The organism is Kitasatospora sp. NPDC096077, assembly GCF_040303245.1.
Classification (GTDB): Bacteria; Actinomycetota; Actinomycetes; order Streptomycetales; family Streptomycetaceae; genus Kitasatospora.
The window spans coordinates 133,687-157,003 of sequence record NZ_JBEOSV010000003.1; the positions used below are offsets into that span (position 1 = coordinate 133,687).

The 23,317-nt window shown below is 68.3% G+C and carries 34 protein-coding genes; 2 read left to right on the plus strand and 32 right to left on the minus strand.

Annotation, left to right across the window (positions count from 1 at the left end; all coding sequences use genetic code 11):
- Positions 1-150 precede the first annotated feature (150 nt).
- Entirely contained in the window at positions 151-708 is a 558-nt protein-coding gene (locus ABTZ03_RS04160) for a Uma2 family endonuclease (protein WP_350511304.1), read from the plus strand.
- A 38-nt stretch (positions 709-746) separates the two neighbouring features.
- On the opposite strand, the gene glmS is transcribed toward ABTZ03_RS04160, so the two are convergent.
- Positions 747-2,603 (minus strand): glutamine--fructose-6-phosphate transaminase (isomerizing), encoded by a 1,857-nt coding sequence (glmS, locus tag ABTZ03_RS04165; RefSeq protein WP_350511305.1) that lies wholly within the window; start codon positions 2,601-2,603, stop codon positions 747-749.
- Between the two features lie 108 nt (positions 2,604-2,711).
- Between glmS and coaA the strand changes: the two genes are divergently transcribed.
- On the plus strand, positions 2,712-3,707 hold the full coding sequence (coaA, locus tag ABTZ03_RS04170) for a type I pantothenate kinase (protein ID WP_350511306.1): 996 nt from the start codon (positions 2,712-2,714) through the stop codon (positions 3,705-3,707).
- Between the two features lie 60 nt (positions 3,708-3,767).
- Here the strand turns inward: coaA and glmM are convergent, their stop codons facing one another.
- The 31 genes from glmM to rpsS all read right to left on the minus strand — a co-directional run bounded on the left by glmM (position 3,768) and on the right by rpsS (position 23,314).
- On the minus strand, positions 3,768-5,132 hold the full coding sequence (glmM, locus tag ABTZ03_RS04175; protein WP_350511307.1) for a phosphoglucosamine mutase: 1,365 nt from the start codon (positions 5,130-5,132) through the stop codon (positions 3,768-3,770).
- 162 nt (positions 5,133-5,294) lie between these two features.
- Positions 5,295-5,804, minus strand: coding sequence for a 30S ribosomal protein S9 (gene rpsI / locus ABTZ03_RS04180; protein WP_350503556.1), 510 nt, complete (start codon positions 5,802-5,804; stop codon positions 5,295-5,297).
- 45 nt (positions 5,805-5,849) lie between these two features.
- Positions 5,850-6,293 carry a 50S ribosomal protein L13 gene (rplM, locus tag ABTZ03_RS04185; RefSeq protein ID WP_063348980.1) on the minus strand — a complete coding sequence of 148 codons (444 nt, stop codon included), beginning with the start codon at positions 6,291-6,293 and terminating at the stop codon, positions 5,850-5,852.
- A gap of 232 nt (positions 6,294-6,525) precedes the next feature.
- Positions 6,526-8,184 carry an ABC-F family ATP-binding cassette domain-containing protein gene (locus ABTZ03_RS04190; RefSeq protein WP_350511308.1) on the minus strand — a complete coding sequence of 553 codons (1,659 nt, stop codon included), beginning with the start codon at positions 8,182-8,184 and terminating at the stop codon, positions 6,526-6,528.
- 41 nt (positions 8,185-8,225) lie between these two features.
- Positions 8,226-9,137, minus strand: coding sequence for a tRNA pseudouridine(38-40) synthase TruA (truA, locus tag ABTZ03_RS04195; RefSeq protein ID WP_350511309.1), 912 nt, complete (start codon positions 9,135-9,137; stop codon positions 8,226-8,228).
- A 79-nt stretch (positions 9,138-9,216) separates the two neighbouring features.
- The gene (rplQ, locus tag ABTZ03_RS04200) at positions 9,217-9,684 is read right to left on the minus strand and encodes a 50S ribosomal protein L17 (protein WP_350511310.1); all 468 of its coding nucleotides are present in this window, start codon (positions 9,682-9,684) and stop codon (positions 9,217-9,219) included.
- Positions 9,685-9,811: 127 nt separating this feature from the next.
- Positions 9,812-10,834, minus strand: coding sequence for a DNA-directed RNA polymerase subunit alpha (locus ABTZ03_RS04205; RefSeq protein ID WP_030055844.1), 1,023 nt, complete (start codon positions 10,832-10,834; stop codon positions 9,812-9,814).
- Positions 10,835-10,981: 147 nt separating this feature from the next.
- Entirely contained in the window at positions 10,982-11,389 is a 408-nt protein-coding gene (gene rpsK / locus ABTZ03_RS04210; protein WP_030232513.1) for a 30S ribosomal protein S11, read from the minus strand.
- A gap of 72 nt (positions 11,390-11,461) precedes the next feature.
- On the minus strand, positions 11,462-11,842 hold the full coding sequence (gene rpsM / locus ABTZ03_RS04215) for a 30S ribosomal protein S13 (RefSeq protein ID WP_350511311.1): 381 nt from the start codon (positions 11,840-11,842) through the stop codon (positions 11,462-11,464).
- 178 nt (positions 11,843-12,020) lie between these two features.
- Positions 12,021-12,134 carry a 50S ribosomal protein L36 gene (rpmJ, locus tag ABTZ03_RS04220; RefSeq protein ID WP_003956441.1) on the minus strand — a complete coding sequence of 38 codons (114 nt, stop codon included), beginning with the start codon at positions 12,132-12,134 and terminating at the stop codon, positions 12,021-12,023.
- 33 nt (positions 12,135-12,167) lie between these two features.
- Positions 12,168-12,389 carry a translation initiation factor IF-1 gene (gene infA, locus ABTZ03_RS04225; protein ID WP_003956442.1) on the minus strand — a complete coding sequence of 74 codons (222 nt, stop codon included), beginning with the start codon at positions 12,387-12,389 and terminating at the stop codon, positions 12,168-12,170.
- 193 nt (positions 12,390-12,582) lie between these two features.
- Positions 12,583-13,008, minus strand: coding sequence for a large conductance mechanosensitive channel protein MscL (gene mscL / locus ABTZ03_RS04230; RefSeq protein WP_350511312.1), 426 nt, complete (start codon positions 13,006-13,008; stop codon positions 12,583-12,585).
- A gap of 129 nt (positions 13,009-13,137) precedes the next feature.
- Positions 13,138-13,977 carry a type I methionyl aminopeptidase gene (gene map / locus ABTZ03_RS04235; RefSeq protein ID WP_350511512.1) on the minus strand — a complete coding sequence of 280 codons (840 nt, stop codon included), beginning with the start codon at positions 13,975-13,977 and terminating at the stop codon, positions 13,138-13,140.
- Between the two features lie 119 nt (positions 13,978-14,096).
- On the minus strand, positions 14,097-14,750 hold the full coding sequence (locus ABTZ03_RS04240) for an adenylate kinase (RefSeq protein WP_350511313.1): 654 nt from the start codon (positions 14,748-14,750) through the stop codon (positions 14,097-14,099).
- Positions 14,750-16,060, minus strand: a complete 1,311-nt coding sequence (gene secY / locus ABTZ03_RS04245) for a preprotein translocase subunit SecY (RefSeq protein ID WP_350511314.1) — start codon at positions 16,058-16,060, stop codon at positions 14,750-14,752. Before secY ends, ABTZ03_RS04240 begins: the two co-directional genes overlap by 1 nt.
- A gap of 337 nt (positions 16,061-16,397) precedes the next feature.
- Positions 16,398-16,850 carry a 50S ribosomal protein L15 gene (gene rplO, locus ABTZ03_RS04250; RefSeq protein ID WP_188301631.1) on the minus strand — a complete coding sequence of 151 codons (453 nt, stop codon included), beginning with the start codon at positions 16,848-16,850 and terminating at the stop codon, positions 16,398-16,400.
- A gap of 2 nt (positions 16,851-16,852) precedes the next feature.
- A complete protein-coding gene (gene rpmD / locus ABTZ03_RS04255; RefSeq protein ID WP_030251557.1) occupies positions 16,853-17,035 on the minus strand; it encodes a 50S ribosomal protein L30 in 183 nt (60 codons plus the stop codon).
- Complete coding sequence (gene rpsE, locus ABTZ03_RS04260; RefSeq protein ID WP_030393306.1) at positions 17,035-17,655, minus strand: 30S ribosomal protein S5; 621 nt, start codon at positions 17,653-17,655, stop codon at positions 17,035-17,037. Before rpsE ends, rpmD begins: the two co-directional genes overlap by 1 nt.
- Positions 17,656-17,703: 48 nt before the next feature.
- Positions 17,704-18,087 (minus strand): 50S ribosomal protein L18, encoded by a 384-nt coding sequence (rplR, locus tag ABTZ03_RS04265; RefSeq protein ID WP_218198393.1) that lies wholly within the window; start codon positions 18,085-18,087, stop codon positions 17,704-17,706.
- A 3-nt stretch (positions 18,088-18,090) separates the two neighbouring features.
- Complete coding sequence (gene rplF / locus ABTZ03_RS04270) at positions 18,091-18,630, minus strand: 50S ribosomal protein L6 (protein ID WP_350511315.1); 540 nt, start codon at positions 18,628-18,630, stop codon at positions 18,091-18,093.
- A 22-nt stretch (positions 18,631-18,652) separates the two neighbouring features.
- A complete protein-coding gene (gene rpsH / locus ABTZ03_RS04275) occupies positions 18,653-19,060 on the minus strand; it encodes a 30S ribosomal protein S8 (RefSeq protein WP_030232489.1) in 408 nt (135 codons plus the stop codon).
- 270 nt (positions 19,061-19,330) lie between these two features.
- A complete protein-coding gene (locus tag ABTZ03_RS04280) occupies positions 19,331-19,516 on the minus strand; it encodes a type Z 30S ribosomal protein S14 (RefSeq protein WP_030393303.1) in 186 nt (61 codons plus the stop codon).
- 4 nt (positions 19,517-19,520) lie between these two features.
- Positions 19,521-20,090 carry a 50S ribosomal protein L5 gene (rplE, locus tag ABTZ03_RS04285; protein ID WP_030300393.1) on the minus strand — a complete coding sequence of 190 codons (570 nt, stop codon included), beginning with the start codon at positions 20,088-20,090 and terminating at the stop codon, positions 19,521-19,523.
- Positions 20,090-20,401 (minus strand): 50S ribosomal protein L24, encoded by a 312-nt coding sequence (gene rplX, locus ABTZ03_RS04290; protein ID WP_030232484.1) that lies wholly within the window; start codon positions 20,399-20,401, stop codon positions 20,090-20,092. The genes rplE and rplX overlap by 1 nt, the downstream gene beginning before the upstream one ends.
- Positions 20,402-20,416: 15 nt before the next feature.
- Positions 20,417-20,788: a 50S ribosomal protein L14 gene (gene rplN / locus ABTZ03_RS04295; protein WP_030393301.1), complete on the minus strand. Its 372-nt coding sequence runs from the start codon at positions 20,786-20,788 to the stop codon at positions 20,417-20,419.
- Between the two features lie 102 nt (positions 20,789-20,890).
- Complete coding sequence (gene rpsQ / locus ABTZ03_RS04300; protein WP_030055826.1) at positions 20,891-21,163, minus strand: 30S ribosomal protein S17; 273 nt, start codon at positions 21,161-21,163, stop codon at positions 20,891-20,893.
- Positions 21,163-21,387: a 50S ribosomal protein L29 gene (rpmC, locus tag ABTZ03_RS04305; protein WP_063348970.1), complete on the minus strand. Its 225-nt coding sequence runs from the start codon at positions 21,385-21,387 to the stop codon at positions 21,163-21,165. The genes rpsQ and rpmC overlap by 1 nt, the downstream gene beginning before the upstream one ends.
- Positions 21,387-21,806, minus strand: a complete 420-nt coding sequence (rplP, locus tag ABTZ03_RS04310) for a 50S ribosomal protein L16 (RefSeq protein WP_030055824.1) — start codon at positions 21,804-21,806, stop codon at positions 21,387-21,389. The genes rpmC and rplP overlap by 1 nt, the downstream gene beginning before the upstream one ends.
- A gap of 4 nt (positions 21,807-21,810) precedes the next feature.
- Complete coding sequence (rpsC, locus tag ABTZ03_RS04315) at positions 21,811-22,635, minus strand: 30S ribosomal protein S3 (RefSeq protein WP_030280775.1); 825 nt, start codon at positions 22,633-22,635, stop codon at positions 21,811-21,813.
- Positions 22,635-22,982 carry a 50S ribosomal protein L22 gene (gene rplV / locus ABTZ03_RS04320; RefSeq protein WP_030055822.1) on the minus strand — a complete coding sequence of 116 codons (348 nt, stop codon included), beginning with the start codon at positions 22,980-22,982 and terminating at the stop codon, positions 22,635-22,637. Before rplV ends, rpsC begins: the two co-directional genes overlap by 1 nt.
- A gap of 50 nt (positions 22,983-23,032) precedes the next feature.
- Positions 23,033-23,314, minus strand: a complete 282-nt coding sequence (rpsS, locus tag ABTZ03_RS04325) for a 30S ribosomal protein S19 (protein WP_030055821.1) — start codon at positions 23,312-23,314, stop codon at positions 23,033-23,035.
- Positions 23,315-23,317: the final 3 nt, after the last annotated feature.

Genomic DNA, 23,317 nt, shown 5'->3' on the forward strand with positions numbered 1-23,317 from the left:
GCGCTACCGCCGACGCTAGCCCGCGCCACCGCCCCACGGGGGCCGGGCCTGCGGCACACTTTCGAGTGACACCCACGTCGATTCCCCGCCGGTGTCGGTCCGTACGCCTACCTTGTGGCTCGGCACGGACCCACAGGAGGGAGAAGGGCCATGGTCGCCATGCCGGCAGTCGAGTACCCGCTGGGCGAGGACAGCCTCCTCCAGGCGTTCCTGGAGCTGCACACCCCGCTGGGAAGCAAGGCCGAATTCATCGAAGGGGAGATCGTCGTGACGCCGCCACCGGACGGAGAGCACGAAACCGTCTACTCCCTGCTGAACCGGCAGTTCATGCGCAAGGTCGACACCGAGCTGGACCTCTCCGGCAACAAGGGGCTGATCACACCCAAGGGACGGTTCATCCCCGACGGCACCCTGAGCCCGGTCGGCCATTTCGCGCATGCCGATTCGTGGGCCTCTGCGGAAGGGGTGCTGCTGGTGTTCGAAGTGACGTCGACCAATCCGTACAAGGACCGCGAGCCGAAGCGAAAGGGCTATGCCGCCGCGGGTATCCCCTGCTACCTGCTGATCGACCGCAGCGAAGGCGTGGTCTCCCTGTTCACCGACCCCGTGGGCGAGGACTACATGACCCGGACCAAGGTCCCCTTCGGCGAGCCCGTCAAGCTCCCCGCCCCGTTCTCCTTCACGCTCGACACGGCGCCCCTGCGGTAGGGCACAGCCACCGCAGGGGCGCCACGAAGGGCGGTCGACTACTCGACGGTGACCGACTTCGCCAGGTTGCGCGGCTGGTCGACCTCGTGGCCCTTGGCCGTGGCCAGCTCGCAGGCGAAGACCTGGAGCGGGACGGTGGAGACCAGCGGCTGGAGCAGGGTCGGGGTGGCCGGGATGCGGATCAGGTGGTCCGCGTACGGCACGACCGCCTCGTCGCCCTCCTCGGCGATCACGATGGTGCGGGCGCCGCGGGCCCGGATCTCCTGGATGTTGGAGACGATCTTGTCGTGCAGGATCGACCGCCCGCGCGGCGAGGGCACGACCACCACGACCGGCAGCCCCTCCTCGATCAGCGCGATCGGGCCGTGCTTGAGCTCGCCCGCCGCGAAGCCCTCGGCGTGCATGTAGGCGAGCTCCTTGAGCTTGAGCGCGCCCTCCAGGGCCACCGGGAAGCCGACGTGGCGGCCGAGGAACAGCACCGAGCGGGCGTCGGCCAGCGAACGGGCCAGCTCGCGCACCGGCTCCATGGTCTCCAGCACCTGCTCGACCTGCTTCGGCGCGTCGCCGAGCTCGCGGATGATGGTGAAGATCTCGTCGCCCCACTTGGTGCCGCGCACCTGGCCCAGGTAGAGGGCGACCAGGTAGCAGGCGACCAGCTGGGTCAGGAACGCCTTGGTGGACGCGACCGCGACCTCCGGCCCGGCGTGGGTGTACAGCACCGCGTCCGACTCGCGCGGGATGGTGGAGCCGTTGGTGTTGCAGATCGCCAGCACCTTGGCGCCCTGCTCCCGGGCGTGCCGCAGGGCCATCAGGGTGTCCATGGTCTCGCCGGACTGCGAGATGGCGATGACCAGCGTGCCGGGGCCCATGATCGGGTCGCGGTAGCGGAACTCCGAGGCGACCTCGACCTCGCAGGGGATGCGGGTCCAGTGCTCGATCGCGTACTTGGCGATCATGCCCGCGTGGAACGCGGTGCCGCAGGCGACGATGACGACCTTGTCGACCGACCGCAGGTCGGCGTCGGAGATGCGCAGCTCGTCGAGGGTGAGCCGACCGTCGGTGCCGATCCGGCCGAGCAGGGTGTCGGCGACGGCCTTCGGCTGCTCGGCGATCTCCTTGAGCATGAAGTAGTCGTAGCCGCCCTTCTCGGCGGCGGAGGCGTCCCAGTCGACGTGGTACTCGCGCACCTCGGCCGGGGTGCCGTCGAAGTTCGTGACGGTCACGCCCTCCCGGCGCAGCTCGACGACCTGGTCCTGGCCCAGCTCGATCGCCTCGCGGGTGTGCGCGATGAAGGCGGCGACGTCCGAGGCGAGGAAGTTCTCGCCCTCACCGCGGCCCACCACCAGCGGCGAGTTGCGGCGGGCGCCGATCACCACGTCGGGCGCGTCCGCGTGCACGGCGACCAGGGTGAAGGCGCCGTCCAGCCGGCGGCAGACCACCCGCATGGCCTCGGCCAGGTCGCCCTGGTACGCCTCGCCCAGCAGGTGGGCGACGACCTCGGTGTCGGTCTCGGACCGGAGGGTGTGGCCGCGCTCGGCGATCTCGGCCCGCAGCTGGGCGAAGTTCTCGATGATGCCGTTGTGGACGACGGCCACCCGGCGGTCGTCGTCCAGATGGGGGTGGGCGTTGGCGTCCGTCGGGCCGCCGTGGGTGGCCCAGCGGGTGTGGCCGATGCCGGTGGTGCCGCCGGGCAGAGGGGACTCGGCGAGCGACTTCTCCAGGTTGGCGAGCTTGCCCGCCCGCTTGTCCGTGACGAGACTCCACTGCCCTTGGGAGTCCTCCACCTGCACCGCGACACCGGCCGAGTCGTAGCCCCGGTACTCCAGTCGCTGCAGGCCAGCGATAACTACGTCGAGGGCGGACTGCGCGCCCACGTATCCAACAATTCCGCACATGCGTGCCAGCATAAGGGCGGTTCTGTGGCCGTATTCCCGGCTTTCCCGTCCCGCGCGAACGCTGCGTGACCGACACCACAGCCACCGTGAACACCACGACGGCTCACAATGGAGCATGTGCTGACCGAACTCTGTACACGGGGCGCTGCCACGCCCGGCCCGTCCCCGTCCCCCTACGTGGACCTCAGCCGGGCCGAGTGGAGCGCGCTGCGCGAGCGTACGCCGCTACCGCTGACCGCCGAGGAGGTGGAGCAGCTGCGCGGCCTCGGCACGGCCCTCGACCTGGACGAGGTCCGCGACGTCTACCTGCCGCTCTCCCGGCTGCTGAACCTGTACATCCACGCCACGCACGAACTGCGCGGCGCGCTGGGCACCTTCCTGGACACCCCGGACACCGAGCGCACCCGCACCCCGTTCATCATCGGCGTGGCCGGCTCGGTCGCCGTCGGCAAGTCCACCACCGCCCGCCTGCTCCAGGCCCTGCTGGCCCGCTGGCCCGAGCACCCCCGGGTCGAACTGGTCACCACCGACGGCTTCCTGCTCCCCAACGCCGAGCTGCGCCGCCGGGGCCTGATGGCCCGCAAGGGCTTCCCCGAGTCGTACGACCGCCGGGCGCTGATGCGCTTCGTCGCGGACGTGAAGGCGGGCAAGGAGCTGGTCACCGCGCCGGTGTACTCGCACCTGGTGTACGACATCGTGCCGGACCAGCGGCTGACCGTGGAGCGCCCGGACATCCTGATCGTCGAGGGGCTGAACGTGCTCCAGCCGGCCCTGCCCGGCACCGACGGCCGCACCCGGCTCGCGGTGGCCGACTACTTCGACTTCTCGATCTACGTCGACGCCCGCACCGACGACATCGAGCACTGGTACCTGGACCGCTTCCGCAAGCTGCGGCAGACCGCCTTCCAGGACCCGAACTCCTACTTCCGCCGCTTCACCGAGGTGCCGGAGGAGGAGGCGATGGAGTACGGCCGCCAGGTCTGGCGCACCATCAACAAGCCCAACCTGCTGGAGAACGTGCTGCCCACCCGCGGCCGGGCCACCCTCGTCCTGCAGAAGGGCGCGGACCACAAGGTCCGCCGGGCGCTGCTGCGCAAGCTCTGACCGCCGGGCACGCGCGAGAGGCCCCCGCCGTGGCGGGGGCCTCTCGCGCGTGCCGGGGGCTCAGCCCAGGTGGGTGCGCACCGCCTCGGCCAGGCGCTGCCCGACCGTCTCGGCCTGCGCCGGGTCGGCGGCCTCGACCATGACCCGGACCAGCGGCTCGGTGCCGGAGGGGCGCAGCAGCACCCGGCCGGTGGAGCCCAGCTCGGTCTCGGCGGCGGCGACCGCGGCGGCCAGCTCGGTGCTGGTCCGCACCCGGCTCTTGTCGACGCCCTTGACGTTGATCAGCACCTGCGGCAGCCGGGTCATCACGGCGGCCAGGTCGGCCAGCGGCTGCTTGGTGGCGGCCAGTCGGGCGCCCAGCATCAGGCCGGTGAGGGTGCCGTCGCCGGTGGTGGCGTGGTCCAGCAGGATGACGTGGCCGGACTGCTCGCCGCCCAGCGCGAAGCCGTGCTCCTTCATGGCCTCCAGCACGTAGCGGTCGCCGACGGCGGTCTCCACCAGGTCGATGCCCTCGCGCTCCATCGCCAGCTTGAAGCCGAGGTTGGACATCACGGTGGCGACCGCGGTGTTGCGGCGCAGGGTGCCGGACTCCTTCATGGCGACCGCGAGGATGGCGATGATCTGGTCGCCGTCCACCTCGTCGCCCTCGGCGTCGGCGGCCAGGCAGCGGTCGGCGTCCCCGTCCAGGGCGATGCCGAGGTCGGCCCGGTACTCCTTCATCGCGTCGCGCAGCCGGTCGAGGTGGGTGGAGCCGACGCCGTCGTTGATGTTGAGGCCGGTGGGCTCGGCACCCAGGGTGTGGACGACCTCGGCGCCGGCCCGGGCGAAGGCCTCGGGGGCGACGTACGCGGCCGCGCCGTGGGCGCCGTCGATGACGACCCGGATGCCGTCCAGGCGGTTGGGCAGCACGCCGATCAGGTGGGCGACGTACTTGTCGAAGCCCTCGGTGTACTCGCGGACCCGGCCGACGGCGGCGCCGGTCGGGCGGTTCCAGTCCTCACCGCCCACCGTGTGCTTGCGGTAGTGGGCCTCGATCGCGTCCTCGATCCGGTCGTCCAGCTTGTGGCCGCCGCGGGCGAGGAACTTGATGCCGTTGTCCGGCATGGCGTTGTGGCTGGCGGACAGCATCACGCCGAAGTCGGCGCCGAGCGCGCCGGTGAGGTAGGCCACGGCGGGGGTGGGCAGCACGCCGACCCGGAGCACGTCGACGCCGGAGCTCGCCAGGCCGGCGATGACCGCGGCCTCCAGGAACTCGCCCGAGGCACGGGGGTCACGGCCGACCACCGCGACCGGCCGGTGCCCGTCGAAGGCGCCGGCCTCGCCGAGCACGTGGGAGGCCGCGACCGACAGGCCGAGCGCCAGCTCCGCCGTCAGGCCCTCGTTGGCCACACCGCGTACGCCGTCCGTACCGAAGAGTCGTCCCACTGTCCCGTCCTCCATCACCATGCTCGGAACCCACCGTTGATCCCGGCCGCCGCACGTTAGCCGGGGAACACGTCGCCCCGGAGTACACGAGGTACTCCGGGGCGACGGTTGGCGCAACCAGGGGGTGCACCGCCAGGGCGGACCGCACCCCCCGGGGTGCGACTAGCGCTTGCTGTACTGCGGCGCCTTGCGGGCCTTCTTGAGACCGGCCTTCTTGCGCTCGACGGCGCGGGCGTCACGCATCAGGAAGCCGGCCTTCTTGAGGGCGGCGCGGTTGTTGTCCACGTCGGCCTCGTTCAGGGCGCGGGCCACGCCGAGGCGCAGCGCGTAGGCCTGACCGGAGACGCCGCCACCGCTGATGCGGGCGACGACGTCGTAACGGCCGTCCAGCTCCAGGAGCTTGAAGGGCTCGTTGACGGTCTGCTGGTGCACCTTGTTCGGGAAGTAACCCTCAAGGGTGCGACCGTTGATCTTCCACTGGCCCGTGCCGGGGACGATGCGCACGCGGGCGATCGCCTCCTTGCGACGGCCGAGGCCGGCGCCCGGGGTGGCCTCGCCGAAGCGGCCGGCCAGCGACTCGGAGGTGTAGCTCTCCTCGGAGGTGTACTCGCCCTCGACGGCCTCAACGGCCTCGTCGAAGTCGACCTCAAGGGTTTCAGTGGTCTCGGCCACGATGTTCCTCAGCTCTTTTCAGTGTTGGGGGGCTTGGTGGCCGAATTACTGCGCGACCTGGGTGATCTCGAACGGCACCGGCTGCTGGGCAGCGTGGGGGTGCTGGTCGCCCGAGTAGACCTTCAGCTTGGAGAGCATCTGGCGGCCCAGGCTGTTCTTGGGGATCATGCCCTTGATGGCCTTCTCGACGGCCTTCTCCGGGTTGTTCGCCAGCAGGTCGTCGTAGCGCACCGAGCGCAGACCGCCCGGGAAGCCCGAGTGGCGGTAGGCCAGCTTCTGGGTCTTCTTGTTACCGGACAGGTGCACCTTGTCGGCGTTGATGATGATGACGAAGTCACCAGTGTCAACGTGCGGCGCGTAGATCGCCTTGTGCTTACCCCGGAGGAGGTTGGCGGCCTGGGAGGCCAGGCGGCCGAGCACGACGTCGTTCGCGTCGATGACGTGCCACTGACGCTGGACGTCGCCGGGCTTGGGGCTGTACGTACGCACGGTCGTAGCCTTCGCTTTTCAGTGAGTGAGTCCTGACAGGAGCACCCGGACGGAAGAGCAGCCTGATCACCCTTGGACGCAATTCAAGGGTGACCGCTGGTCGTCGACCTGATGTCTCCGGCGTACCGACCTCTCACGTGAGATAGAGCGAGCCAATACGCACATCAAGCGTCCAGGTTACCGGGCGGGCGGGAAGCGGTCAAAAATCGCTCGGCTCCCACCCGCCCGTCACTCAGCGTTCGCGTTCCACCCGGGTGACGTCCCAGACCGGCTCGGCCGACTCGAAGACCCGGCCGTCCGCGCCGAACACCAGGAAGCGGTCGAAGGTCTTGGCGAACCAGCGGTCGTGGGTGACGCACAGCACCGTGCCGTCGAAGGCCTCCAGCCCGGACTGCAGCGCCTCGGCGCTCTCCAGGTCCAGGTTGTCGGTCGGCTCGTCGAGCAACAGGGCCGTCACGCCGGAGAGTTCGAGCTTGAGGATCATCAGTCGGGCCTGCTGCCCACCGGACAGCGACTCGAACTTCTGCTCCTCCTGGCGGTCCAGCTCGTACCGGCGCAGCGCGCCCATCGCGGCACCGCGGCTGAGCGCGTGCTCCTCCTCGATGATCGAGCGGACCGTCCGGCCGAACAGCTCCGGGTGGGCGTGGGTCTGCCGGAAGTGGCCGGGCACGACCCGGGCGCCGAGCTTCCAGTCGCCGGAGTGCGCGACCGTGGTGTCCCCCGCGAGCAGCCGCAGCAGGTGCGACTTGCCGGCCCCGTTGGCACCCAGCACCGCGACCCGCTCACCGTAGAAGACCTCCAGGTCGAAGGGCTGCATCAGGCCGGTGAGCTCCAGCCGCTCCATGGTGAAGGCGCGCACACCGGTGCGGCCGCCCTTGAGCCGCATGGTGATGCTCTGCTCGCGCGGCGGCGCCTCCGGCGGGCCGGCGTCCTCGAACTTCTTCAGCCTGGTCTGGGCGGCCGCGTAGCGGGAGGCCATCTCGTGGCTGACCGCCGCGGCCTGGCGCAGGGTGACGACCAGCTTCTTGAGCTTGGCGTGCTCCTCGTCCCAGCGGCGGCGCAGCTCCTCGAAGCGCTCGAAGCGGGCCTTGCGGGCCTCGTGGAAGGTGTCGAAGCCGCCGCCGTGCACCCAGACGCTGCTGCCGGTGCCGCCGGACTCGACACTGATGATCTTGTCGGCGGTGCGGGAGAGCAGCTCGCGGTCGTGCGAGATGAACAGGACGGTCTTCGAGGTGGCCTTGATGGCCTCCTCCAGCCAGCGCTTGGCCGGGACGTCCAGGTAGTTGTCCGGCTCGTCGAGCAGCAGCACCTCGTCCGGGCCGCGCAGCAGCGCCTCCAGCACCAGCCGCTTCTGCTCACCGCCGGAGAGGGTGTTCAGGCCGCGCCACTGGGCCTTGTCGAAGGGCATCCCGAGGGCCGCCGCGGTGCAGACGTCCCAGTCGGTCTCGTAGTCGTAGCCGCCGACGTCCGCCCAGTCGGAGAGCGCCTGGGCGTAGGCCATCTGCGTCTTCTCGTCGTCCTGGGCGATCATCGCCAGCTCGGCGGCGTCCACCGCCCGGGCCGCCTTGGCGATCCGCTCGGGCGCGACCGAGACCAGCAGGTCGCGCACCGAGGCGTCGGCCGGCAGGGCGCCCGGGGTGGCGCTCTGGTCCTCGCGGCCGGTGGTGCCGACGAACTGGCGCATCACGCCGAGCCCGCCGCTGATCGTGACCGTGCCGCCGTGCGGCTGGATGTCCCCCGCGATCATGCGCAGCAGCGTGGTCTTGCCGGCGCCGTTCGCGCCGACCAGGGCGACCGCGGCGCCCTCGCCGACCCGGAAGGACGCGTCGTCGAACAGCACCCGCCCGTCCGGCAGGTAGTACTCCAGGTGCGAAATCTCGACGTGTCCCATGGAAGGGATTGTCCCAAGCGGACGCCCCCGGCCAAAACGGATTACCCGGCGGCGGGCTGCCCGGGCAGCGTGCGCAGGCGCCGGGCCTGCCGGTTCCGCTCGGCGAGCTGGTCGTCCGGCGGGTAGCCAACCTCCTCCAGGGTGAGCCCGTACGGCCGGATCACGTTGACGGCCGAGTTGCGGACCCCGCCGGCCAGCACCTCGCCGGGGAACTCCACCGGCCGGTGCCCGTCGCCGACCAGCAGCATCGCGCCGACCAGCGCCCGGACCATGTTGTGGCAGAAGGCGTCGGCCCGGACGGTGGCGACCGCCAGGGTGCCCTCCTGGCTCGCGTAGCCGTCCACCGGGACGCGGTCCCAGTGCAGCTCCAGCAGGGTGCGGATGGTGGTGGCACCCTCGCGCTTCTTGCAGTACGCGGCGAAGTCGTGCTCGCCGAGCAGCAGCTTCGCGGCCTCGTTCATCCGGTCCACGTCCAGCGGCCGGTCGTGCCAGAGCACGTGCCCGCGCAGCAGCGGGTCGACCCCGCCGGGGTGGTCGGCGACCCGGTAGGCGTACCGGCGCCAGATCGCCGAGAAGCGGGCGTCGAACCCGGCCGGCGCCTCGCCGACCCGGTAGATCCGGACGTCCCCGGGCAGCCGCCCGGCGAGCCGGCGCAGCAGCTTCTCCCGGTGCTCCTCCCACAGCTCGGCCGGCAGGTCGGCGTGGGCGACCTGGCCGCGGGCGTGGACGCCGGCGTCGGTGCGGCCGGCCACGGTCAGCGGGAAGAGCTGCTGGCTGCGGGTGACGACCTGCAGCGCGGTCTCGATCTCCTCCTGGACCGTCCGGCGGCCGCCCTTCTGCCGGGCCCAGCCGGAGAACTCGGCGCCCTGGTAGGCGAGGTCCAACCGGACCCGGACACAGCCGTCCGCCGGTCCGTCCTTCACCGGCGGCTGCTCCGCGCAATCGTTGACCACTTGCTCCCGCTCCTACGAATAAGGAACGGGCCCGCTCCCCCATCGCTGGGAGAGCGGGCCCGCATCACACCTGGAGGTGTCAGGCCTGCTCGGCGGCCTCGACCTCGGTGGCCTCGACCTTGGCGTCGGCCTCCTTGACGGCACGCTTGGTGGCGGCCTCGGCCTCACCCACGGCGGTCTGCGCGACGGTCAGCGCCTCGACCAGCTCGATCACGGCCATCGGGGCGTTGTCGCCACGACGGGGACCGATCTTGGTGATACGGGTGTAACCACCCGGGCGGTTCTCGTAGCGCGGCGCGATCTCGGTGAAGAGGGTGTGCAGCACCGAGATGTCGGTGATGGTCTTGCGCACCAGGCGACGGTTGTGGATGTCGCCCTTCTTCGCCTTGGTGATCAGCTTCTCCGCCAGCGGGCGCATCCGACGGGCCTTGGCCTCGGTCGTGGTGATGCGGCCGTACTGGAACAGCTCCCGGCACAGACCGGCGAGCAGCAGCGGCTCGTGGTGCGGGCCGCCGCCGAGGCGGGCACCCTTGGTGGGACGCGGCATGGTGACTCCTTGAATCTCCGACTACGGCCGTATCAGGTACCGCAGCGGGCGTACCGGCACTGTTGCCGGTACGACTTTCCATGACGACGGGGGCGGCTCCGTGGAACCGCCCCCGCGGCCAAATCTCTTAGTACTGCTCGGTCTCGGCGTAACCCGCGTCGTCCAGGTCGTCGGCGCCGAAGGCGTCGGCGGCGGCGGTCGGGTCGAACCCGGGCGGGCTGTCCTTGAGGGCCAGGCCCATGCCGGCCAGCTTCGCCTTGACCTCGTCGATCGACTTCGCACCGAAGTTGCGGATGTCGAGCAGGTCGGCCTCGGAGCGGGCGACGAGCTCACCCACGGTGTGGATGCCCTCGCGCTTGAGGCAGTTGTAGGAGCGGACCGTGAGCTCCAGCTCCTCGATCGGCAGCGCCAGGTCGGCGGCCAGGGCGGCGTCCGTCGGGGACGGGCCCATGTCGATGCCCTCGGCGTCGATGTTCAGCTCGCGGGCGAGACCGAACAGCTCCACCAGGGTCTTGCCGGCCGAGGCCATGGCGTCGCGCGGACGCATGGCGGGCTTGGTCTCGACGTCGACGATCAGCTTGTCGAAGTCGGTCCGCTGCTCGACACGGGTGGCCTCGACCTTGTAGGTGACCTTCAGCACGGGGCTGTAGATCGAGTCGACCGGGATGCGGCCGATCTCCTGGCCGGAGGCCTTGTTCTGGACGGCGGAGACGTAGCCGCGACCGCGCTCGACGGTCAGCTCCATCTCCAGCTTGCCCTTGCCGTTCAGCGTGGCGAGGACCAGCTCGGGGTTGTGCACCTCGACACCCGCCGGCGGGGCGATGTCGGCGGCGGTGACGACACCCGGGCCCTGCTTGCGCAGGTACATCACGACCGGCTCGTCGTGCTCCGAGGAGACGACCAGCTGCTTGATGTTGAGGATGAGGTCGGTCACGTCCTCCTTGACGCCCGGCACGGTGGTGAACTCGTGCAGGACGCCGTCGATGCGGATGCTGGTGACAGCGGCACCCGGGATCGACGACAGGAGCGTGCGGCGCAGGGAGTTGCCGAGGGTGTAGCCGAAGCCCGGCTCCAGCGGCTCGATCACGAACCGCGAGCGGAACTCGTCGACGACCTCTTCGGTCAGCGAGGGGCGCTGAGCGATAAGCATGGGGGGTGTTCCTCCAGTTGTCTTCGGCACCCACTATTTGATGCCGACAGGACCAAGCGTACGGGCTCCCGCAGGAAGCGACGAATCACTACGTGGGAGCCCGTACGAGGTTTCAAGCAGTACTACCGAGTGCCCGAAGGCGCTGCGTCAGACGCGGCGGCGCTTCGGCGGACGGCAGCCGTTGTGCGGGGTGGGGGTGACGTCCTGGATCGAGCCGACCTCCAGGCCGGTGGCCTGGAGCGAACGGATCGCGGTCTCGCGGCCGGAGCCCGGACCCTTCACGAAGACGTCAACCTTGCGCATGCCGTGCTCCTGCGCGCGACGGGCAGCGGCCTCGGCGGCCATCTGCGCGGCGAACGGGGTGGACTTGCGCGAGCCCTTGAAGCCGACGTGGCCGGCAGAGGCCCAGGAGATCACGTTGCCCGCGGGGTCGGTGATCGAAACGATGGTGTTGTTGAACGTGCTCTTGATGTGCGCGTGGCCGTGAGCGACGTTCTTCTTTTCCTTGCGGCGGATCTTCTTCGCGCCGGCAGCCTGACGACCCTTGGGGGGCATAAGTCTGTTCTCCTACTGAGGTGGTCGGTCCGCTGACCCGCGGGCCGGAGGGATGTCCGGTTACGGGACGGACTACTTCTTGCCCGGCTTCTTCTTACCGGCGATCGCGCGACGCGGGCCCTTGCGGGTACGCGCGTTGGTGTGGGTGCGCTGGCCGCGGACCGGCAGGCCACGGCGGTGACGCAGACCCTCGTAGCAGCCGATCTCGACCTTGCGGCGGATGTCGGCGGCCACCTCACGGCGGAGGTCACCCTCGACCGTGTAGTTGGCGTCGATGTACTGGCCGAGCTTGACCAGGTCGTCCTCGGTGATGTCGCGAACGCGGACATCCGGGTTGACGCCGGTCTCGGCGAGGGTCTGCTGGGCGCGGGTACGGCCGATGCCGTACACGTACGTAAGGGCGATCTCGATCCGCTTCTCACGGGGGAGATCAACGCCGGCGAGGCGTGCCATTCAAGGCTCCTGTGGTTCTTCAGAGGTCTTGCGTGCTACCTACTCCGACACCTCACGGTGAGGGAGCCCCGGCCTCTGACCGGGGGAGGCATTCCGTCCGCGAACGGGACGGATCGGGTAGCCCGCGTATGACGTTTTTCGCGTCGCGCGAAGTACTACGAGAAATGCTGGGGAGAGATCAGCCCTGGCGCTGCTTGTGGCGCAGGTTGTCGCAGATCACCATGACCCGGCCGTGACGGCGGATCACCTTGCACTTGTCGCAGATCTTCTTGACGCTCGGCTTGACCTTCATGTTTCAGGTTCTCCGGGTCTAGATCTGACGTTCTTACTTGTAGCGGTAGACGATCCGGCCGCGCGTGAGGTCGTAGGGGCTGAGCTCCACGACGACCCGGTCGTCCGGCAGGATGCGGATGTAGTGCATGCGCATCTTGCCACTGATGTGCGCGAGGACCTTGTGACCGTTCTGCAGCTCGACCTTGAACATCGCGTTCGGAAGAGACTCGATCACGGTGCCCTCGATCTCAATGGCGCCTTGCTTCTTAGCCATGAACTGCGAGATCCACCTTCCGGGACCGGCTACCGTATGCGGAACGCTCGTGCGAACCTGGGTTCACCCCTTCCACAGGGGAAAGAGGGCGCGCTGAAGCACGCTACGAGTGAGCCGACGGTCCATCCTACGCCAGCGCGTCCCACGGGCCAAAACGGGGCCCCGGAAGGAGGCCGTCGTCACACCCGGCGGCTCAGACCCCGGCGGGGACGGTCAGCGGATCGACGTGCGCGGTGCAGGCCGAGCAGCGGCGGGCCGCCTCCGGGATCTCGGTCAGGCACTCGGGGCAGGGGCGCATCGGGGTCTTCGGCTTCTTCGGCAGGTACTTCGCGGTCGCCTTGGTGATCGGCAGCACCACGCAGAAGTACAGCACCGCGGCCGTCATGAAGAACGCGATCAGCACGTTCAGGAACTGCCCGTACGGGAACTTCACCCCGAGGACCGTCGCGGTGTACGAGCTGAAGTCGCCGGCCGCGCCGACCACCACGCCCACCAGCGGGGTGAGGAAGGCGGAGACGAAGCCGGTCACCACCGCGGTGAACGCGGCGCCGATGACCACACCGACCGCCATGTCGATGACGTTGCCGCGCATCATGAAGTCGCGGAATCCCTTGAGCACGTGCTCTCTCCTGCTCGCTCGTAAGCCAACTGCCACTGCCAGCCGTTAAAAATAGGACAAAAGCCCTGGAGGTCCAAACCTCCAGGGCTCTGATCCCTTGTCAGCGGCGGCAGTTGGCCACCCCGGCGACTAGCCGAGCGGGTCCGGAGCCGCGGTGATGCCCAGCTTGGCGAGCTCGGCCTTGCCGCCGTCGAAGGCGGTCAGCACCAGCGGGCCCTGCTCGGTGACGGCCACCGAGTGCTCCCAGTGCGAGGCCCAGGTGCCGTCGTTGGTGACGACCGTCCAGTCGTCCTCCAGCACGGTGGTGTGCGGGGTGCCCAGCGAGACCATCGGCTCGATCGCCAGCACGGTGCCGGGGACCAGCTTGGGGCCCTTGCCGCGGCCGCGCTCGACGTAGTTCAGCACGTGCGGCTCCATGTGCATCGCGGTGCCGATGCCGTGGCCGCCGTAGCCCTCGGTGATGCCCCACTTGCCCTTGGGGGGCAGCGGCTGGCGGCGGATGAAGCCCTCGATCGCCTTGGAGACGTCCACCAGGCGGTTGTTCTTCTTCATCTGGGCGATGCCGGCCCACATCGAGCCCTCGGTCACCCGGCTGAGCATCTCGACCTCGGGGCGGACCTCGCCGACCGCGACGGTGATCGCCGAGTCGCCGTGCCAGCCGTCCAGGATGGCGCCGCAGTCGATGGAGATGATGTCGCCCTCCTGCAGCACCCGCTCCCCCGGGATGCCGTGCACGACCTCGTTGTTCACCGAGGCGCAGATCACCCCCGGGAACCACAGGCCGCCGTGGTGGGCGCGGAAGTTCGAGGTGGCGCCGTGGTCGGTGATGACCTTGTCGGCGATGTCGTTGAGCTCCTGGGTGGTCACCCCGGGAGCGACCGCCTCGCGGCAGGCCTTGAGGGCCTCCGCGACGATCAGCCCGGCCGCCCGCATCTTCGCGATCTGCTCGGGGGTCTTGATCTCCACCATCAGGGTCACGCCTTCCAAGTCCGGATTACCACTGCCTACCACCGTACGACGACGGAAACGGCCGGGCCGCCCGCTCCACGGGCGACCCGGCCGTTCCACGCGTACCTCGCCGAGCGAACTCAGCCGTTCTTCTTCAGCGCCTCGATCGCGCGCTGGGTGACCTCGTCCACCTTGCCGAGGGCCGAGATCGTGGCCACCAGGCCCTGCTGGGCGTAGTAGTCGATGATCGGCTCGGTCTCCGTGTGGTAGACCTCCAGGCGCGTGCGCACCTTCTCCTCGGTGTCGTCCGAGCGCTGGTACAGCTCGCCGCCGCACTCGTCGCAGACGCCCTCGACCTTCGGCGGGTTGTAGTCCACGTGGAACACGTGGCCCCCGTCGTTGCGGCACAGGCGGCGGCCGGCGATCCGGCGCACGACCTCGTCCTCGGGGACCTCCAGGTCCAGGACGCCGTCCAGCTCGATGCCCTGCTCGGCGAGGAACTCGTCGAGCGCCTTGGCCTGGCCGAGGTTGCGGGGGAAGCCGTCGAGCAGGAAGCCGTTGCCGGCGTCCTCCTGGAGCATCCGGTCCTTGGCCATCCCGATGGTGACCTCATCCGGCACCAGGCGACCCGCGTCCATGTAGCTCTTGGCCTCGAGCCCCAGCGGGGTGCCCTGGCCGATGTTCGCGCGGAACAGGTCGCCGGTGGAGATGTGGGGGATGGACAGGGTCTTGGCGAGCAGGTGCGCCTGAGTACCCTTCCCGGCCCCGGGAGGACCAACGAGGACGATACGCATCAGCGGAGGAACCCTTCGTAATTGCGCTGCTGGAGCTGGCTCTCGATCTGCTTCACAGTTTCGAGTCCGACGCCGACGACGATGAGCACGCTGGTGCCGCCGAACGGGAAGTTGGTCTGCTGTCCGAAGGCGACGAGGGCGATCATCGGGATCAACGCGATCATGCCCAGGTAGAGCGAACCCGGCCACGTGATGCGGGTGAGCACGTAGTTCAGGTACTCGGCCGTGGGCCGGCCGGCCCGGATGCCCGGGATGAAGCCACCATACTTCTTCATATTGTCGGCAACTTCTTCGGGGTTGAAGGAGATGGCGACGTAGAAGAAGGCGAAGAACACGATCAGCAGGAAGTAGGTGGCCATGTAGATCGGGTGGTCACCCTTGATGAAGTTCCGACTGATCCAGAGCGCCCAGCCCGCCTGGCTGTTGGTCAGCTGGACCACCAGGGCGGGGATGTACAGCAGCGACGAGGCGAAGATGACCGGGATGACACCGGCCTGGTTCACCTTGAGCGGGATGTAGGTCGAGGTACCGCCGAACGCCCGGCGGCCGATCATGCGCTTCGCGTACTGGACCGGGATCCGGCGTTGGGCCTGCTCGACGAAGATGACCAGCATCACAACGATGACGCCGACCGCGACCACGGAGAGGAACTCGACCCAGCCGCCGCCGATGGTGCCCGACTGCTTGATGGCCCACATCGAGGACGGGAACTGGGCGGCGATCGAGGTGAAGATCAGCAGCGACATGCCGTTGCCGATACCGCGGTCGGTGATCAGCTCACCCAGCCACATGATGACCGTGGTGCCGGCCGTCATCGTGATGACCATGACGGCGATCCGGAACACCCCGGTGTCCGGGACGACCTGATTCGCCACCGGGCAGCCGGAGAACAGCGCGCCGCTGGAGGCCGTGGCCACGATGCCGGTGCCCTGGAGCACCGCGAGCGCGATGGTCAGGTACCGGGTGTACTGGGTGATCTTCGTCTGGCCGGCCTGCCCCTCCTTCTTCAGCGACTCCAGTCGCGGGATCACGACCGTGAGGAGCTGGAGGATGATGCTCGCCGTGATGTACGGCATGATGCCGAGCGCGAAGATCGTCAGCTGAAGGAGCGCGCCACCACTGAACAGGTTGACGAGCCCGAACAGGCCGTTCTTCTTGTTGGCACTCACACAGGCGTTGACCGCCTCGAAGTTCACGCCCGGAATCGGGATGTGCGAGCCCAGCCGGAACAGCACCATGATGCCCAGCGTGAACAGCAGCTTCTTGCGCAGGTCGGGCGTCTGGAACGCCCGCGCGAACGCACTGAGCACGGTGCCTCCTGCGCCTCCCGCGCGTCGTCGGCGGGAGGGTCGGTCCTGAATGGGGAGTTTGGCGGTACGGGCTCCCGTACAGACGGCACAGGCGAGCCTACGCGCAGCCTACAAGGGAACTCCACGGACTCTAACAGTGCGCGGCCACTCGAAAGAAGCGCGTACCGTCCCTCCCCCACTCACGGGGGTACGGGATGCCCGGGTTTGCCACACAAAAGAACGACGGCCCGGGCGCCTGATTCCGGCCGTCGGACAAAAGGCGCGGTAAAAGCACGAGCCCCGCACCTCCCGAAGGAGGTGCGGGGCTCGAAGCCGGTTTTCGGCGGGTTCAGCGGGCTCAGACGAGCTCGGTGACCGTACCGCCGGCGGCCTTGATCTTCTCGGCGGCGGAGCCGGAGACGGCGTCGACCGTCACCTGCAGCGCAACCGAGACCTCGCCGGTGCCGAGCACCTTGACGAGGGAGTTCTTGCGAACCGCGCCCTTGGCGACCAGGTCCTCGACCGTGACCGCGCCACCCTGCGGGTAGAGCTCGGCCAGCTTGTCGAGGTTGACGACCTGGAACGTGATCTTGAACGGGTTCTTGAAGCCCTTCAGCTTCGGCAGACGCATGTGGAGCGGCATCTGGCCACCCTCGAAGCGCTGCGGAACCTGGTAGCGGGCCTTGGTGCCCTTGGTACCACGACCGGCAGTCTTACCCTTGGAGGCCTCACCACGACCCACACGGATCTTGTCGGTCTTGGCACCCGGGGCGGGACGCAGGTTGTGGATCTTGATCGGGTTCTCGCCCATGATCAGTCCACCTCCTCAACCGTCACCAGGTGACGGACCGTCTGGGCCATCCCGCGGATCTCGGGACGGTCCTCCTTCACCACGACGTCGTGCATGCGCTTGAGACCAAGCGAACGCAGGGTGTCACGGTGGTTCTGCTTGCTGCCGATGTACGACTTGGTCTGCGTGATCTTGAGGCGAGCCATCAGGCGCTCACCCCAGCAGCACGCGCCCGCAGCAGAGCGGCGGGGGCCACGTCCTCCAGCGGCAGACCACGACGGGCGGCGATCTCCTCGGGGCGCACGAGGCCCTTCAGAGCGGCCACCGTGGCGTGCACGATGTTGATCGCGTTGTCCGAGCCGAGCGACTTCGACAGGATGTCGTGAATGCCGGCGCACTCCAGGACGGCGCGCACCGGACCACCGGCGATAACACCGGTACCGGGGGCGGCGGGCTTCAGCAGCACGACGCCGGCGGCCTTCTCACCCTGGATCGGGTGCGGGATGGTGCCCTGGATACGGGGGACCTTGAAGAAGTTCTTCTTGGCCTCCTCAACACCCTTGGCGATGGCGGCCGGAACCTCCTTCGCCTTCCCGTAACCGACACCCACGGTGCCGTCACCATCGCCCACCACGACCAGCGCGGTGAAGGAGAAGCGACGACCACCCTTGACAACCTTGGCGACACGGTTGATCGCGACAACGCGCTCGACGTAAGCGGTCTTCTCGACGGCGGGGGCGTTGCCCCGGTCGTCACGCTTACGGTCGCGCCGCTCGCCACCGGTGCCGCCGCCGGCGCCGCTACCGCGGCGCTGGGGTCCAGCCATTGGAATTACCTCTCTCGATTACGTCCGCCGACAGAGTCGACGAGCGGCTTAGAAGTCGAGCCCGGCCTCGCGGGCCGCGTCCGCCAGGGCGGCGATGCGGCCGGCGTACCGGTTGCCCGCGCGGTCGAAGACGACCGACTCGATGCCGGCGGCCTTGGCGCGCTCGGCGACCAGGCTCCCGACCTTCTTGGCCAGCTCGGTCTTGTCGCCCTCGGCGCCCTTGATGGACACGTCGAGGGTGGACGCCGACGCCAGGGTGTGACCCTTGGCGTCGTCGATGACCTGGGCGACCATGTGGCGGTTCGAGCGCGTCACAACGAGGCGCGGACGCACCTCGGTGCCGACGACGCGCTTGCGAACGCGAATCGCGCGACGCTTGCGAGCGGCGGCCTTGTAGGCGTTGCCCTTGCCGATCTTGACAGAGACACTCATCGCTTACTTACCACTCTTTCCGACCTTGCGGCGGATGACCTCGCCCGCGTACTTGACACCCTTGGCCTTGTACGGGTCGGGCTTGCGCAGCTTGCGGATCTTCGCGGCGACCTCGCCGACCTTCTGCTTGTCGATGCCGTCCACGTGGAACTTGGTGGGCGACTCGACGACGAAGGAGATGCCCTCCGGCGCAGTGATCAGGATCGGGTGGCTGTAACCGAGCGCGAACTCCATGTCGGAGCCCTTCGCGGTCACACGGTAACCAACACCGCTGATCTCCAGCGACTTGCGGTAGCCCGCGGTCACGCCGGTGATCATGTTCGCCACCAGCGTGCGGGTCAGGCCGTGCAGGGCCTTCGACTGACGCTCGTCGTTGGGGCGGGTGACAGCCAGAGTGCCGTCCTCGCCCTTGCCGATCTCGATCGGCGCGGCGACAACGTGGGTGAGGGAGCCCTTCGGGCCCTTCACCGAGACCGCCTGGCCATCGATGGTGACGTCCACGCCGGCGGGAACCGAGATGGGCAGCCGTCCAATGCGAGACATTGCTGTACCTCCGTTTCCCGAATTACCAGACGTAGGCGAGAACTTCTCCGCCTACGCCCTTCTTGGCAGCCTGCTTGTCGGTGAGGAGACCGGAGGACGTGGAGATGATCGCCACGCCCAGGCCGCCGAGCACCTTCGGCAGGTTGGTGGACTTTGCGTAGACCCGCAGGCCCGGCTTGCTGATCCGCTTGATGCCAGCGATCGAGCGCTCACGGTTGGGGCCGAACTTGAGCTCGATGGTCAGCTTCTTGCCGACCTCGCCCTCAACCGGCTCCTCAACCTTGTAGGAGGAGATGTACCCCTCCTGCTGCAGGATCTGGGCGACGTGCGCCTTGATCTTGCTGGCCGGCATCGCCACGGTGTCGTGGTACGCCGAGTTCGCGTTACGCAGACGCGTGAGCATGTCTGCGATGGGGTCGGTCATGGTCATGATGGCCTCAGGCCTCTCTCGCCGTGGTTTCTCCGCGCCAGGTCCCCCCGGGGCACTCCGAGGAGTGCGTCGGGGGCACAGACGCAGGGGACCTGCGGCGTCGTAAGACTGGGTGCGAGCCCTCCGAAGAGGGTCGACGACGGCTATGGAGCCGTCGCGACAGGGGGCCCGACCCCACTACCCTACGGGATTCCGTACGCAGCCCCAAAAAAGGGGCACCGTGGGATCGGGCACACCTGCTTCGCTATGGCGTTACCGCGAGGTCCTGGACTACCAGGAGCTCTTGGTCACGCCCGGCAGCTCGCCGCGGTGCGCCATCTCACGGAGGCACACACGGCACAGGCCGAACTTGCGGTACACCGAGTGCGGACGGCCGCAGCGCTGGCACCGGGTGTAGGCCCGGACGCCGAACTTCGGCTTCCGCTCGGCCTTCGCGATGAGGGACTTCTTCGCCATTGGCTCACGCCTCCTTGAACGGGAAGCCCAGAGCGCGCAGGAGCGCCCGGCCCTCGTCGTCGGTCTGAGCGGTGGTCACGACGGTGATGTCCATACCGCGCTGACGGTCGACCTTGTCCTGGTCGATCTCGTGGAACATAACCTGCTCGGTCAGACCGAAGGTGTAGTTGCCACGGCCGTCGAACTGCTTCGGGGAGAGACCACGGAAGTCACGGATACGCGGCAGGGCCAGCGACACCAGACGGTCCAGGAACTCCCACATGCGGTCACCACGGAGGGTGACGTGGGTGCCGATCGGCTGGCCCTCGCGCAGCTTGAACTGCGCGATGGACTTGCGGGCCTTGGTCACGGCCGGCTTCTGACCGGTGATCGCGGTCAGGTCGCGGATCGCGCCCTCGATCAGCTTGCTGTCACGGGCGGCCTCGCCGACACCCATGTTGACGACGACCTTGACCAGGCCGGGCGTCAGCATGACGTTCTCGTACGAGAACTGCTCCTGCAGCTGACCCTTGATCTCGGAGTTGTAACGCTCCTTGAGGCGGGGGGTCACCTTCTCAACAGACGTCTCAGACATCAGATGTCCTCACCGGTTCGCTTGGCAACGCGGATCTTGTTGCCCTCGTCGTCGAAGCGGTAACCAACGCGGGTGACGACCTTCTTGCCGTCCTTCTCCACGACCAGCTGGACGTTGGAGACGTGGACGGGAGCCTCGACGGTGACAATGCCACCCTGGGTGCCCGGACCCGGCTTGGTGTGCTTCTTGACCCGGTTCACACCCTCGACCAGGACCTTGTTCTCAGCCGGCATGGCCTGAATGACCTTGCCCTGCTTGCCCTTGTCCTTGCCGGTGATGACCTGAACCAGGTCACCCTTCTTGATCTTCATGCTGTTCGCCATGAGTTAGAGCACCTCCGGCGCAAGCGAGATGATCTTCATGAACTTCTTGTCACGCAGCTCGCGGCCCACCGGGCCGAAGATGCGGGTGCCACGGGGGTCACCATCGGTGTTCTTCAGAACGACCGCGGCGTTCTCGTCGAAGCGGATGTACGAGCCATCCGGACGACGACGCGACTTCACGGTACGGACGACGACGCACTTGACGACGTCACCCTTCTTCACCGAACCGCCGGGGATCGCGTCCTTGACGGTCGCGACGATGACGTCCCCGATACCGGCGTAGCGGCGACCGGAACCACCGAGAACGCGGATGCAAAGGATTTCCTTCGCGCCCGTGTTGTCGGCGACACGCAGTCGCGACTCCTGCTGGATCACAGCTTTCTCCTGATCGTCAACGAGAGCTGACGGGCCGGCCGCTGCTCACACCGGCGCCCGCAAGGGACCCGGTGCACATACGGCCGTACCGCATCAACTTCGTTACTTGGCCTTCTCGAGGATCTCGACGACGCGCCAGCGCTTCGTCGCGGACAGCGGGCGGGTCTCCGCGAGGAGGACCCGGTCGCCGATGCCGCAGGCGTTCGCCTCGTCGTGCGCCTTCAGCTTGTTCGTACGGCGGATGACCTTGCCGTACAGAGCGTGCTTGACGCGGTCCTCGACGGCGACGACGACGGTCTTGTCCATCTTGTCGCTGACGACGAGACCCTCACGGGTCTTGCGGAAACCGCGCGTCTCGTTGGTGTTCTCAGTCATCAGGCGTTCTCCACCGTCTCGATGCCCAGCTCGCGCTCGCGCATCAGGGTGTAGATCCGCGCGATGTCCTTACGGACGAGCTTGAGCCGTCCGTGGTTGTCGAGCTGCCCGGTCGCCGCCTGGAAGCGGAGGTTGAACAGCTCCTCCTTGGCCTCACGGAGCTTGGCAACGAGACCCTCGTTGTCCAGCTCGCGGAGGTCAGCAGCCTTGGTGCCGGCCGACATCAGCTCTCACCTGCCTCGCGCCGGATGATCCGGCACTTCATCGGGAGCTTGTGAGCTGCGCGGGTCAGCGCCTCACGAGCCACCTTCTCGTTGGGGTACGACAGCTCGAACATGACCCGACCCGGGTGCACGTTCGCGATCCACCACTCGGGCGAACCCTTACCGGAACCCATGCGGGTCTCGGCCGGCTTCTTGGTGAGCGGACGGTCCGGGTAGATGTTGATCCAGACCTTGCCGCCACGCTTGATGTGACGGGTGACGGCGATACGAGCGGACTCGATCTGCCGGTTCGTCACGTAGGCCGGGGTGACGGCCTGGATGCCGTACTCGCCGAACGCGAGCTCGGTGCCACCCTTGGCAGCGCCACGGCGCTTCGGGTGGTGCTGCTTGCGGTGCTTGACCCTACGGGGGATCAGCATTGGGTCAGGCCTCCGTTCCGGTGTTCTCGGCAGCCGGAGCCTCGACGGCCGCGGCCGCGGGGGCCTCGGCAGCGGCGGGACGACGGCCGCGGCCACCGCGCTCGCCACCACGGCGCTCGCCACCGCGGGCGGGACGACCACCCTCGGGACGGGCCGGGCGGTTGCCCGAGCGGGCAGCGGCGTTCTCAGCGCGGACCTCGGCGATGTTCTTGACGTCGCCCTTGTAGATCCAGACCTTCACGCCGATGCGGCCGAAGGTGGTCTTGGCCTCGAAGAAGCCGTAGTCGACGTTCGCGCGCAGGGTGTGCAGCGGCACACGGCCCTCGCGGTAGAACTCCGAACGGCTCATCTCGGCGCCGCCGAGACGACCGGAGCACTGGACCTTGATGCCCTTGGCGCCGGACTTCATGGTGCCCTGCATCGACTTGCGCATGGCACGACGGAAGGAGACGCGGGAGGACAGCTGCTCCGCGACGCCCTGAGCCACGAGCTGGGCGTCCAGCTCGGGGTTCTTGACCTCGAGGATGTTCAGCTGGACCTGCTTGCCGGTCAGCTTCTCGAGGTCGCCGCGGATGCGGTCGGCCTCGGTGCCACGACGCCCGATGACGATGCCGGGACGGGCGGTGTGGATGTCGACGCGGACGCGGTCGCGGGTGCGCTCGATCTCGACCTTGGAGATGCCGGCGCGCTCCATGCCCTTCGTCATCATGCGACGAATGGCAACGTCTTCCTTGACGTAGTCCTTGTACAGCTTGTCGGCGTACCAGCGGGACTTGAAGTCCGTGCTGATGCCGAGGCGGAACCCGTGCGGGTTAACCTTCTGGCCCATTACCGGGTCCCTTCCTTGCTGCTGACGACCACGGTGATGTGGCTGGTCCGCTTGCGGATCCGGTAGGCACGACCCTGCGCACGCGGACGGAACCGCTTCAGGGTCGGACCCTCGTCAACGTACGCCTCGCTGATGACGAGGTCGTCCACGTTGGAGTGGTTGTAGTTGTGCGCGGCGTTGGCAATGGCGCTGTCGAGCACCTTGCCGACCGGCACGGTGGCGGCCTGCGGAGCGAAACGCAGGACGGCCTGGGCCTCCGTGGCCGGAAGGCCACGGATGAGGTCCACCACGCGGCGGGCCTTCATGGGCGTGACGCGGATGTACCGCGCCTGGGCCCTGGCTTCCATGGTTGTCCCCTTGCTGGTGTAAGTCATTGAGTCGGTAATCTCGCTGGCGACTAGCGACGCTTCGACTTGCGGTCGTCCTTGACGTGACCGCGGAAGGTACGCGTCGGCGCGAACTCGCCGAGCTTGTGGCCGACCATCGACTCGGTGACGAACACCGGGACGTGCTTACGGCCATCGTGCACCGCGATCGTGTGGCCGAGCATGGCCGGGAAGATCACGGAGCGACGGGACCAGGTCTTGATGACGTTCTGGGTACCCGCCTCGTTCTGCGCGTCCACCTTCTTGAGAAGGTGGCCGTCGATGAAGGGGCCCTTCTTGAGACTGCGCGGCATCTG